This window comes from Nonomuraea sp. NPDC004186 (genome assembly GCF_053603495.1).
On sequence record NZ_JBSGFQ010000048.1, the window covers coordinates 64,134 to 75,245 of the forward strand.

The window sequence follows — 11,112 nt, forward strand, 5'->3', positions numbered from 1 at the left end:
TATATATGCCTGTCACAGGTTGCCGAGCTGTCCTGTCAGAGGGGGTGACCACCCTGGTGCCGGCATCGTCCCGGCCACTACCATCTCGGCCAGTTCGGAAAACGAGGAGTGCCTGCCCGGTGAAAGTCGAGACCGCCTGATGCAGGCCTTCCTCCACGCGGTGGGGATATCGGCCGGGTGCGCCCTGGCCCTCGCCCCGGCCCTGCTGCCCTCCGCGCGTCCCACCAGGAGGTGGCCGCACGTCGTCATGGCGCTCGGCATGGCGGCCGGGCACCTGGGCGGCTGGTTCCTGTCCGCGGCGGTGCTCGCGCTGCTGACCGCCGGCTGGCTCTGCGGCTCCCCCTCCCGCCGCGCCGAGACCGGTCATCACATCCAGGACTTCGTGGTCATGTCCATCCTCATGGTGCTGACGGCGTTCGGCTCGCCCTCTCTCGCCGGCGCCACGGCCGGGCACCCGCACGGAGGCGGTTCGCCGGCCGTGCTGGCCCTGGTCATCGGGCTGGCCTGGACCTGCGCCCGGCTCCTCCGCGTCCTGCCCGAGCGGAGCGCGGACCGAAGGATGTTCGGTCAGGACGTGTGCTCGGCCGGAATGGCGGCCAGCATGGCCTTCATGGCCGCGCTGGCCCTCTGACGGGTCAGAGTGCTGTCACACATCGGGACGCTGTCTTGTCTGAGCTGGTGCACGGCCGGACCGAGCCGGCCGACGTCCCGTGAAAGGAACCTGATGAGCATCGACCAAGCTCACGCCCACCAGCTCGAGAACCCCGACCGGAGCGGGCCGCCGCCGAAGATCGAGATCGTCGCCACCGTGCCGGGGGCGCCGCGCGCACCGGAGGGCTCCGAGGCGATGACGATCCTGGTCACGTTGCCGCCGAACAGCCCGGGCGCGCCGCCGCACCGGCACTCCGGCCCCGCGTACGGGTACGTGGTCAAGGGCGCCATCAACTTCGAGCTCGAAGGCGAACCCGTGCGGGTCGTCCGGGCCGGTGAGGCGTTCTGGGAGCCCGGTGGGGACGTGATCCACTACCAGGACGGCAACCACCTGGCCGACGAGGAGTCGGCGTTCGTGGTGACGATGTTCTGCGCGCCCGGGCAGCCGATGCTGGTCCCGGTCAGCCCGCAGGAGCTGGAGGCCCGGCGGGACCGGCGCGCGCCGCGGTCATGACCATGGAGGACGTGCGGAACGGCACGTTCCTGTTCACCACCGCGCGCTGAAGGCGAAGAAGGCGGGAACCGGGTTCGGTTCCCGCCTCTTCGAAGAAAGACGGGCGCTTGGGCTGGTTTTCACCGTTTATATAGCTGTGATTGTCACGGTTTATATAGATTTGCGATCGCAAAACAACGGGGGAAATCATGGAGAAAACGCTTGACCAGGATCGGGTGAAGGAGTTCCTGGAACGCGTGACGATCGACAGCGGTGCCGCCCTCGCGGGCCTGTGCACGTCGATCGGCACCCGGCTCGGGCTCTACGAGGCGATGGCCGGGGCCGGGCCGCTGACCTCCGGGGAGCTCGCCGCCCGTGCCGGCCTCGACGAGCGGTACGTACGGGAGTGGCTGGCCTCCCAGGTGGCCGGCCAGTACGTGTACTACGAGCCCGGCACAGACACTTATGTGTTCCCCGACGAACACGCCGCCGTGCTCGCGGACCCGGCCTCTGCCGCGTACTCGGCCGGCGCGTTCGCCATGCTCCAGCCGCTCTACGCCACCGAGGACGCGCTGGTGGACGCCTACCGGACCGGCGGCGGCGTGGGCTGGGAGGAGCACGAGTCCGCCTTGTACGAGGGGGTGGCCAGGTTCTTCCTCCCCGGCTACGCGGCGTCCCTGGTGCAGGAGTGGTTGCCGGCCATGGACGGCGTCGTGGAGGGGCTGGAGCGGGGCATGTCCGTCGCCGACGTCGGCTGCGGCTTCGGCCACAGCACGCTGCTCATGGCGCACGCGTACCCTGCCTCCCGCTTCCACGGCTTCGACTTCCACGGCCCGTCCGTCGAGAGCGCGCGGCGGGCGGCGGCGGAGCAGGGGCTGGCCGATCGGGTGACCTTCGAGGTCGCGGGCGCGGGCGACTTCCCCGGCGGCGACCACGGCCTGATCACCTTCTTCGACTGCCTGCACGACCTCGGTGACCCCGGCGCCGCGTTCCGGCGGGCCGCGGCGACGCTGGCCGCCGACGGCGCCTGCCTGGTCGTCGAGCCGAACGCCGCCGCGGCGCCCCAGGACAACATCAACCCGCTCGGCCGGGCGTTCACGGCAACGTCCGCGACGTTGTGCCTGCCCGGGGCGCTGGCCCAGAAGGGGCCGTACGCGCTGGGGAACCACGCCGGCGAGGACGCCCTGCGGCGCATCGCGCACGAGGCCGGCCTGCGTACCTGGAAGCTGGCCGCGGAGGGCCCCGCCAACCGCGTCTACGACGCCCGCCGCTGATTCCCCGGCCGCGTCAGTCGTCCTCGTCGTCCCAGTCGTCCTCTTCGTCGTCCCACAGGTCGCTGGGCGGCAGCGGGTGCTCGTCGTCGACGAGCGAGTCGTCCACGTAGCGCCGCCAGGCGCGGCTCCTCTCCTCCGGATCGGCCCACTGGTCCTCGGTGATCCTCGGGACGGGGATGGTGGCCCGCTGGTGGTCGACCATCCACGAGTTGCGGAAGAAGTCGAACGTGAGGTGGTAGCAGCCGTCGGACTCGGCGTAGATGATGGGCGGGACGAGGAACTGCGCCACGCCGACCTTGGCCGCGACGACCACGTAGTCCTCGGGGATGGATTCGTCGTTCCAGCAGGCGGCGAAGTTCACCGGCTGGAGGGCGCCCTTGCCGAGCACGTGGATGAGGTTGTCCTGGATGACGAACCGGTCCGGGTCGAGGGCCACGTCCTCGCCGAGCATGAGGATCGGCGCGGGCAGGATGTGCGCCTTGGCGAAGGACTGCGCGTCGGTGTAGAGATCGATGATCTCGCCGTGGCGCGTGGGGTCGTAGCCTCCGGAGGAGTGGAACGGGCAGCAGATGCTGTTGTTGGCCCGCTCCGGCTCGGGGAAGAACGCGGACTTGTCCACCCGCGTCATGACGGATCCGCCGCGCCGGGCACTCAGGAACTCCGGGATCCAGGCGGCGTCATCGGACTCGATCACCTCCGTCTCGCACAGCGCCCGGAACGCGGTGTCGCCGAGCTTGCAGTTGAAGTAGTCGAGCAGGGTGATCGCGGCGCACTCCGCCAGCGACAGCTCCTCGCTCTTGGCGAACCAGAAGTCGTAGCCGTTGGCCACGAAGTGCACCCCGCGGAACTCCTTGTGCACGAAGGTCTCGCGAGCCGGGCCCTCCCCCAGGCCGTTCCAGTGGGCGGCGGCCACCTGGTTGTAGTACGCGTCGGCGTGCCGGGCCAGCTCCGGCGCGAACACGCTCTCACCGGTGAGGTAGCACGCCTTGCTGAACAGCCCGCCGATCTCCGGCGCCTCGGTGACCTCGTCGGCGGTGAAGATGAGCTCGGTACGCAGGAACACCTTGCGGCCGTCGCGGTAGGGGGCGCCCTCGTGCTCGTACCGCTGATCGAAGATCACACACGTGAAGTCGCCGATCTCGCTGAGCGCGGCGCCGCCGACCAGGTCCAGCGCCGGCGACCCCGTGCCGCCGGTGAGGTAGAGCAGCACCGTGTACCGGGAGATGTGCCGCCGCGCCGCGTCGAAGTACGGCGTGTCCCGGTGCCGGTGGAAGTTCGCGTCACCGGGCTCGAACCGGTTGCACCTGAACACCGGGTTCACGTGCGAGAACCCCTCCGCCGTCGCCGGCGGCAACGCGTCGGCCACCGCCGCGCCCAACGCCTCGGCCAGCAGCGCCGAGTGGAAGATGAACCGTTCGCCGCCCCGGGACCCGGCGTTCAGCGGCGGCACGTACAGCTTCAGCTCGTCCAGCCGCTCCAGGCGGGCCCGGGCCTCGGCCGGCAGCCGCAGCGAGAACGAGAACACCCCGTCCGCGTGCTCCGCCCGCTCGGCCAGCTCCGCCTCCAGCGGCACGTCCTCGAACAGGCGGTCCAGCGGGACGATGTTCTCGAACGTGCGGAACGACAACTCGTGCGGATCCACGAACACCGCCGCCAGGTACGGCGCGTCCCCGCTCGGCCGGGCGAACAGCTCCCGCACCCGCTCGTCGATCCGCTCGGCGTCGATGAACCGCACCGCCTTGAACCGCGCCGACGGATGCCAGGAGATGTCCAGCCCGTCCACCGTCGCGGCCGGCTCGGCGTCGGTCGCGTCCACCTCCGCCCGATACCGGGCGGCCTCCTCGGCGGGCGCGTCCCCGGCCGACAGGACGAAGAAGCGATCCCGAAGTTCGATGCTCACATGGACCTCCACATGGTGCGCAGCCCGGACGGAAGGTTCGCGGCGTGCGCCAGTCTGCGCACGCCGTCCTTGCCCACATCGGAGCCGTACAGCCACAGCCGCGCGAGGGATCCGGCGAACGGGGCCGCGATCAGGGCCTCCGCGCCCGCCTCTCCGATGTGGTTGTACCGCAGGTCGAGCTCGGTCAGCTCCGTGAACCGATGCAGGGAGCACACGCCCTCGGCGCTCACCCTGTTGCGCTGCAGGTGCAGGCGGCGCAGTCCGCCGAGGTACGGGGACGCCGCGAGGGCCGCGAGACCGGCGTCGCCGATCCGGCAGTACCGCAGTTCCAGTGCCTGCAACCCGTCCGTGCGGAGCAAGGTGGCGAGGAGTTCGGCGCCGTTGGGACCGAGGTCCAGGTAGGAGAGGTCGAGCCCGGTGAGCCGGCCGAGATCCAGCCCGTCGAGTGCCCGCATGTCCAGGCGCCCGGGGCGAACCCCGCCTCCCGGGCCGTCGTCCTCGTCGTCGTCCTCGTCGTCCTCGTCCTCGTCGTCCTCGTCGTCGTCCCAGAAGTCGTCCTCGTCGTCCCACTCCTCGTCCTCGTCGGACGCCTCGTGGGACGTGATCCTCAGCGTGGTGACGAACCGGCCGCGCAGCACCTGCTCCACGACCTCGCGGACGTCGTCCGACCACGGGACGGCGACCTCCGTGGCGAAGCCGTACCGGCGGGCCAGCACGTGCGCCGTCGCCGGCAACCCGTCGTCCCATCCGCCCTCGTGCTCCGCGACGAGGTCGGCGATCTCCCGCTCCATGGCCGGGCGGTCGGCGGGACGGGTGCGTGCCAGGCGCTGTTCGAGGCGGATCAGCGTGCCTCTGGCGTCGCCCTGCTCCAGCAGCCAGTCACTGTAGGCACCCCACGAGGCGAGGTCGTCGGGATGAGCCCGTAACGCGTCTTCGACGGCGGTCACTTGCATTCGTACGAATGTACGGAGATCGACAGATGTGTCAAGGCGCCGCACATCATCTGTAAACGGTCCCCGAGTGACGGCGCGGGCAGGTATCGTGCTGCGCCGAGTACATGATCGCCGACGTGTCCCAGGCGGCACGGTGTCGTTTGCGGCGCCCTCGGGCGGAGCCAGGGGGCCCGCCTCAGTTGGAGGTCTCCACCGTGAATTCACCGGGTCCCGAGCCGGACGACGACGGCGCCATCGAGAGGCGGGCGTGGGAGTCCGCCGCCCGCGCCTGTTACCGGGAGATCGGGGTCCCGTTCCCGGAACGGGTCGTGTGGGTGTCCTCGCCGCTCGTCGGCGCGTTCGCCGCACCGATCGCGGCCTGCCTGAGCACCGGTCACCGCAACAACCGCGTCCTGGAGTCCGTCTACCGCGCGGTGGACGACACCGCCGGTGAGAGCGTCGGCCACGCCGTGCGTACCGCGGTCCGGGTCGCGGCCGAGGGGGCGGCGAGCGATCCGGTGCACGGCGCGGCGGCCACCGCCCTGCACGCCGAGATCGCCGCGAGGATGGGCGCCGCGCTGGCCTCGGCCGTTCGGGACGTGCCCGCCCGCGAGGAGAGCCGGAATGTGCCCGCCGGCGTGTTGAACCTGGTCGCCGACGCGTCGAACGCGGCCGTGCGGGCGGCGGTGGACGCGGCGGTGGGCGGCTCGCGGCAGGACACGATCCGCGGCGAGGTACGGCGGCTGTGGCGGGCCCACCTGGCGTTCCAGCGTTCCGGCACCTGGCTCCCCCTGGTCGACCGCTTCAGGCAGGACGCGGTCCCAGGGCACGACTCCGGCCAGGACACGACCCCACCGCGCGACCTCGGACAGGACACGGTCGCGCCGCTGGACGAGGACGGGCCGTGGCAGAGCGCCGCGGAGCAGGACCCGGCGCGGTCCGCGCCCGCCGGCTGGTGGTGGTGGCCCTTCCTCGACTTCGTCATGCTCTGCCCGCGCCCGGCCGAGCTGCACCTCGAGCAGGTCGGCGAGGGCGCCAGGGCCGTGCACCGGCCGCACCGCGCCGACGGCCCCACCGCCGGCTGGTCCGACGGGTTCGGGGTCTACTTCTGGCACGGCACCCACGTCCCCCGGGCCGTCATCGACGACACCCTCACCACCGACGAGATCCTCCGCGAGACCAACGCCGAGATCCGCCGCTGCGCCATCGAACGCCGCGGCTGGGACCGTTTCATCATCGAGGCCGGCCTGGAGCAGATCGGGCCCGCCGTACCCGACCCCGGCAACCCCGGCCAGACCCTCACCCTGCACGACGTCCCCGAGGACATCTACGCCACGCACGTGCGGGTCCTGCTGTGCACCAACGGCACCGTCGAGCGGGACGGCACCCGCCGCCGCTTCGGCCTCACCGTCCCCGCCGACTGCAGCGACCCCATCCAGGCCGCCGCCTGGACCTACGGCCTCACCCCGGCACAGTACGCCGGCGCGCAACGACGATCCTGACCCCGCCCACCGGCAAAGGAGCCCGAGAGAAGATGCTTACCATCGAGCAGGCCATGGCCACCTTCGGCGTCACCGTCGACGAGCACCTCGACCGGCAGGCCGAGATCCCCATCCTGTCCGGCCTGCAGTTCCAGGGCGATGTCGCCGTCGTACCGGCCAAGCGGGACCCGGCCCGCACCCCAGTCCCCGAGGCCGGCGTCCCGATCGTCCGCGGCCAGGGCGGGGCGAACACCCACCTCCTGCTCTCCACCGGCAAGGCGTTCTTCACGCCGGAGCGCTTCGGCGGCGGAATGGTGCTCGGCGTCCTGACCGTGGCCGACGATGCGACCGCCTACCTCGCGCACCCCGAACACGCCTTCACCGGCATCGCACCGGGCACCTACGAGCTGCGGCGCCAGCGCGAGCAGGCCGACCAGACCCGCCTCGTCGCCGACTGAAGGCCGTCCGCCGTCGGGCCGGGAAGGGCGGATGCCGGACATCCGCCCTTCTGTCTTCTCTCAGGGCACCAGAGCGGCCATCAGCCCGTACTCGATGGCCGTCGCGGCGTTGGCGGGCCCGGCAACGGTACCGGCGAGCAGCGCCAGCGCCGAGACGGCCAGGACGAGCAGGAGGGAGATTCGTCGGGCCATGAGGGACCTCCAGTCAGGTTTCTGCCGCGCATTCGAGAACGGGACGTGCGCGGATCACGGCGAGCGGCACCTGTGACGATGACGTTACCTCGCGAACCCCGGCGTACGGCGCGTCAGGAGCCGGTTGAGGCCACCTACCGGATCTCGTAGATGGCGGTGGTCCCGCTCACCTCGTTGCCCACGATCAGCAGCGGCCGGCGGGTCGGGCTGTCCCCGGCGGACACGAAGAAGACACCCTCCGGGCCGACGTCGCCGGCGGTCCCGTCCTCGACGGATCCGGCGAAGTCGCGCGTGTTGAGATAGTCGACGAGGGCCGGGCGCCGAGGGTCGGTCACGTCGTAGGCGACCACCCCGCTGACCCGCTCGAGCCCGGCGAACGCGTACGTCCTCCCCCGCACCTGACCCACCGCGACGCCCTCGGGCTCCGGGCCCTTGTTGTCGCTGCGGCTGTCGAAGGAGTCGTTCTCCTCGTTGTCGGCGTTGAACTCCTTGGGCAGCTCCCGGGCGATCAGCTGCTCGAGCTCGTCCCCCGAGTCCCAGACCAGCGCGCCCGTGGCCGAGCGTACGGAGATCGAGCGCGCGCCGAAGGCGTTCAGCTGCCGGTAGGCGCCCGAGGCGTCCTTCGGCGAGTCCGCGGCCACGGTCAGGCGGCCGAGCTCCGCGTCCTTCTTCAACGCGGCGGCGTTCGGGAACGCCTCGGCCGACAGCGTCAGGTCCTTCACGCGCACCTCGTCCGTGTGGCAGTCCCAGTCACGACCGTCTCCCTCGTTGGCGGTGACGAGGTACGTCTCCCCCTTCGAGCGGAAGTGCGCGACCGTGTCGGGCATGTACATCCCCTTGACGCCGGCCCGGGGACGGATGTCGATCTTCCCGTCCTTGTCGGAGGCGTCGAGGCCCACCGTGCCGAAGTCCTTCAGGCCGAGCGGCACGATCCGCTGGACCTTGGCGCGGCCGAGATCGACGATCGCCACCGCGTTGTTCTCCTGCAACGTCACCCACGCCGTGTCACCGGCCACGGTGATGTACTCCGGCTCCAGGTCCTGGGCCACCGTCGCGCCCGGACCGGAGATGCGCACGCCCGCGGCCCGGAGCGCGTCGGCCCGGTCGTTGAACGCCCGGAAGTCGGCGGTGCGTACGGTGCCGCTCCTCACGTCGATGACGCTCACCGACCCCTCGGGGTCGTCGACGGCGCCCGCGCAGTACGATTCCGGCTCGCCTTCGTTGGCGACGACCAGCCGGCGGCCGTCCTCGCTGAAGGTCACCATGTCGGGAAGCGCCCCCACGGGGAACTCCTTGAGCTTCTTGCCGGAACCGGCCTGGAAGAGCGTCACCTTCCCCTGGCCGGTCTTCTTCGCCGCCTGCTGCGCGACGGCCACCAGGCCTTTGCTCACCGCGACGCTGTTCGCTCCGGGAGCGGGCAGGGAGGTGACCCGCTTCGGGTTGCGCGGGTCGCGGATGTCGAGGACGTCCACCGTTCCCGCCTGCGCGTTCACCACGAAGGCGCGCTTGGTGGCGGGGTCGTAGGAGGTGATCTCCGAGGCCCCGGTGCCGGCCGACCCGGTCGAGAACCGGCCGAGGAACGCCAGGCTGACGCCCTTGGCCCCGTTGTCCTGCGAAATCGTCGCCTGGGCGGGAACGGCGAGCAAGGCGAGCGAGAGAGCGGCGCCGGCGGCGGCCGCGGTCATCCGGAAGGCATGTGAGCGGTGCATTCGCCGATCGTGACGACAGCCGATGACCGTTTGAGCGCCGGAGGATGTCTTTGCGGTGAATTGCACCTGGGAAGAGCCTCATCCACGCAGCTCAGGCGGCACGGAGGCGCGACGCCCGGTCCGGCCCGGGCCCTGGCAGTGCGCCGCCAGGGCCGGTCCGTGGCCGCGATCGGATGCCGGGGGCGGGATCATGCGGTCCTCGGTGGCCACCAGGTACCAGCTCGGCTTGTGCCGCCAGGCCGGTTCGGTGACCGCCCCGCCGAGGGCGTCCACACCCCAGGGGACCTGCGCGTCGGCCATGAACGCGGCCAGCCGCGCGGGCAGGTCGGCGGCGAACGCGCCGTGGAACTGGTCGCGGTCGAGGTGGAGGGAGCCGTCGCGCGGGGGCAGGACGGGCGGTCTCGGCGCCCAGCGTCCGGCGGGGCCGGTGATCTCGAAGGCGGCCGTCCCGCGCCAGGTCGATGAGCTGTTTGCGGGCGGCCTCGTCCAGAGCGAGCGCGTCCGCGAGGGCGGTGACGGTGCGGTGCCGGGGTCCCCTGCTGCGTCCCCGCTCCATGTCCGACAGCGTCCGGACGCTGACCCCCGACGCCTCGGCGAGCTGCTCCAGGGTCAGTCGTGCCGCATGCGATGACGGCGCAGCGCCTGATTGCTTGCGGAGGTTTGGCCGGTACCTGATGCAAGGCACAGGGTGGGGCGGGAAGGTTCCGGTGCGGCGGGCGGCGCACCGGGCAGCCACAGCGACCTTGCCCGCGCGGAGTTCATGAAAGGCATCGTCATGGCACAGGCCAGCCTCTACCAGCAGGTCCTCGACCCCGCCAACCGGGCCAACCCGTACCCGCTGTACGCCGAGCTGCGCAAGACCCCGGTGACGCGGGAGGCCGACGGCACGTACGTGGTCAGCACGTACGAGGAGATCGTGGCCTTGCTGCACGATCCGCGGGTCAGCTCCGACCCCCGCAGCCGCCCCGGCGTGGCCGAGGCCACCGCCTCTCCCGAGGACAGCCTGCTCCTGCCCTTCATCAACCGCGACCCGCCCGAGCACGACCGGCTGCGGGAACTGGCGATGCGCCCGTTCGGGCCGCCTCAATCGCCCGGGCGCGTCGACGCCCTCCGCCCCTGGCTCGCCGGGGTCACCGACGGCCTGATCGACGGCTTCGCCGGCAAGAACCGCATCGACGCCGTCGCGGAGTTCGCCTACCCGCTGCCCGTGGCCGCGATCTGCCACCTGCTCGGCGTGCCACGCGAGGACGAGCCGCGCTTCCACCACTGGGCCGACGCCACCGTGGAAGCCTTCGACCCGACCACCGGAACGTTCGAGGAACGCCAGCGCAGGAGAAGCGAGGTCACCCGCGAACTGGGCGAATATCTCAACACGCTCGCCGAGGCCCGCGTCCGCCAACCGGGCGACGACCTGATCTCCGGCCTGCTCACCGACACCGGCCCGCACGGGCCCATGGCCCGTACCGACCTGCTCAACACCGGCGCGCTGCTGCTGGTCGCCGGCCACGAGACCACCGTCAACCTCATCGCCAACGGCCTGCTCACCCTGCTGCGCCACCCCGACGTGCTCGATCGGCTGCGCCACGAACCCGACCTGAGCATCCCGCTGGTCGAGGAGCTTCTGCGATACGAGCCACCGGTGCACATGCTGACCGGCCGCAGCACCCTGGCCGACATCGACATCGCCGGCACCACCATCCCGCGAGGCTCACCCCTCGCGCTCGTCCTCGCCGCCGGCAGCCGCGACCCGCACCGCTTCCCCGACCCGGACCGCTTCGATCCCGGCCGCGCCGACAACACGCATCTCGGCTTCGGCAACGGCATCCACTACTGCTTCGGCGCGCCGCTGGCACGGAGCGAGACGCAGGTGGCGCTCTCCGCGCTGGCCCGCCGGCTGGTCAATCCCCGGCTGGTCACGGACCCGCCGCCGTACCGGCCCAACCCAGCGCTGCGCGGCCCCCGCCAGCTCATGATCGAGTTTGACGCCGTCGCACCTTGAGGGGCCGGTCCGCGCGCATCCTG

Annotated in this window: 11 protein-coding genes and 1 pseudogene; 6 read left to right on the plus strand and 6 right to left on the minus strand. The window is 71.5% G+C overall.

Annotated features, from left to right (window positions below; all coding sequences use genetic code 11):
• Positions 1–139: 139 nt before the first annotated feature.
• The 3 genes from ACWEPL_RS33605 to ACWEPL_RS33615 all read left to right on the plus strand — a co-directional run bounded on the left by ACWEPL_RS33605 (position 140) and on the right by ACWEPL_RS33615 (position 2,418).
• Positions 140–631 (plus strand): hypothetical protein, encoded by a 492-nt coding sequence (locus tag ACWEPL_RS33605; RefSeq protein WP_452438566.1) that lies wholly within the window; start codon positions 140–142, stop codon positions 629–631.
• A gap of 93 nt (positions 632–724) precedes the next feature.
• Positions 725–1,165, plus strand: coding sequence for a cupin domain-containing protein (locus tag ACWEPL_RS33610; protein WP_363971809.1), 441 nt, complete (start codon positions 725–727; stop codon positions 1,163–1,165).
• 188 nt (positions 1,166–1,353) lie between these two features.
• A complete protein-coding gene (locus ACWEPL_RS33615) occupies positions 1,354–2,418 on the plus strand; it encodes a class I SAM-dependent methyltransferase (RefSeq protein WP_452438567.1) in 1,065 nt (354 codons plus the stop codon).
• A 13-nt stretch (positions 2,419–2,431) separates the two neighbouring features.
• Here the strand turns inward: ACWEPL_RS33615 and ACWEPL_RS33620 are convergent, their stop codons facing one another.
• Entirely contained in the window at positions 2,432–4,318 is a 1,887-nt protein-coding gene (locus tag ACWEPL_RS33620) for a hypothetical protein (protein ID WP_452438568.1), read from the minus strand.
• Complete coding sequence (locus ACWEPL_RS33625) at positions 4,315–5,271, minus strand: TIGR02996 domain-containing protein (RefSeq protein WP_452438569.1); 957 nt, start codon at positions 5,269–5,271, stop codon at positions 4,315–4,317. Before ACWEPL_RS33625 ends, ACWEPL_RS33620 begins: the two co-directional genes overlap by 4 nt.
• A gap of 194 nt (positions 5,272–5,465) precedes the next feature.
• Between ACWEPL_RS33625 and ACWEPL_RS33630 the strand changes: the two genes are divergently transcribed.
• Complete coding sequence (locus ACWEPL_RS33630) at positions 5,466–6,752, plus strand: DUF6745 domain-containing protein (RefSeq protein ID WP_452438570.1); 1,287 nt, start codon at positions 5,466–5,468, stop codon at positions 6,750–6,752.
• A gap of 32 nt (positions 6,753–6,784) precedes the next feature.
• Entirely contained in the window at positions 6,785–7,189 is a 405-nt protein-coding gene (locus ACWEPL_RS33635) for a hypothetical protein (protein ID WP_350734113.1), read from the plus strand.
• Between the two features lie 60 nt (positions 7,190–7,249).
• Here ACWEPL_RS33635 and ACWEPL_RS33640 read toward each other — a convergent pair whose 3' ends face one another.
• From ACWEPL_RS33640 to ACWEPL_RS33655, 4 genes and pseudogenes are all read right to left on the minus strand, one after another.
• Positions 7,250–7,381 (minus strand): hypothetical protein, encoded by a 132-nt coding sequence (locus ACWEPL_RS33640; RefSeq protein WP_350734111.1) that lies wholly within the window; start codon positions 7,379–7,381, stop codon positions 7,250–7,252.
• Between the two features lie 134 nt (positions 7,382–7,515).
• Positions 7,516–9,090 (minus strand): choice-of-anchor I family protein, encoded by a 1,575-nt coding sequence (locus ACWEPL_RS33645; RefSeq protein WP_452438571.1) that lies wholly within the window; start codon positions 9,088–9,090, stop codon positions 7,516–7,518.
• 78 nt (positions 9,091–9,168) lie between these two features.
• Positions 9,169–9,390 carry a hypothetical protein gene (locus ACWEPL_RS33650; protein ID WP_452438584.1) on the minus strand — a complete coding sequence of 74 codons (222 nt, stop codon included), beginning with the start codon at positions 9,388–9,390 and terminating at the stop codon, positions 9,169–9,171.
• Between the two features lie 178 nt (positions 9,391–9,568).
• Positions 9,569–9,826: pseudogene (locus ACWEPL_RS33655) on the minus strand (helix-turn-helix domain-containing protein); the annotation flags it as partial.
• A gap of 24 nt (positions 9,827–9,850) precedes the next feature.
• Between ACWEPL_RS33655 and ACWEPL_RS33660 the strand changes: the two are divergent.
• Entirely contained in the window at positions 9,851–11,089 is a 1,239-nt protein-coding gene (locus ACWEPL_RS33660) for a cytochrome P450 (RefSeq protein ID WP_452438572.1), read from the plus strand.
• Positions 11,090–11,112: the final 23 nt, after the last annotated feature.

Bases quoted from the DNA above. Each gene is read 5' to 3' on its own strand.
- ACWEPL_RS33645 (WP_452438571.1), bottom strand. From the start codon at position 9,090: ATGCACCGCTCACATGCCTTCCGGATGACCGCGGCCGCCGCCGGCGCC.
- ACWEPL_RS33615 (WP_452438567.1), top strand. From the start codon at position 1,354: ATGGAGAAAACGCTTGACCAGGATCGGGTGAAGGAGTTCCTGGAACGC.
- ACWEPL_RS33635 (WP_350734113.1), top strand. From the start codon at position 6,785: ATGCTTACCATCGAGCAGGCCATGGCCACCTTCGGCGTCACCGTCGAC.
- ACWEPL_RS33625 (WP_452438569.1), bottom strand. From the start codon at position 5,271: ATGCAAGTGACCGCCGTCGAAGACGCGTTACGGGCTCATCCCGACGAC.
- ACWEPL_RS33640 (WP_350734111.1), bottom strand. From the start codon at position 7,381: ATGGCCCGACGAATCTCCCTCCTGCTCGTCCTGGCCGTCTCGGCGCTG.
- ACWEPL_RS33605 (WP_452438566.1), top strand. From the start codon at position 140: ATGCAGGCCTTCCTCCACGCGGTGGGGATATCGGCCGGGTGCGCCCTG.
- ACWEPL_RS33660 (WP_452438572.1), top strand. From the start codon at position 9,851: ATGAAAGGCATCGTCATGGCACAGGCCAGCCTCTACCAGCAGGTCCTC.
- ACWEPL_RS33610 (WP_363971809.1), top strand. From the start codon at position 725: ATGAGCATCGACCAAGCTCACGCCCACCAGCTCGAGAACCCCGACCGG.
- ACWEPL_RS33650 (WP_452438584.1), bottom strand. From the start codon at position 9,390: ATGGCCGACGCGCAGGTCCCCTGGGGTGTGGACGCCCTCGGCGGGGCG.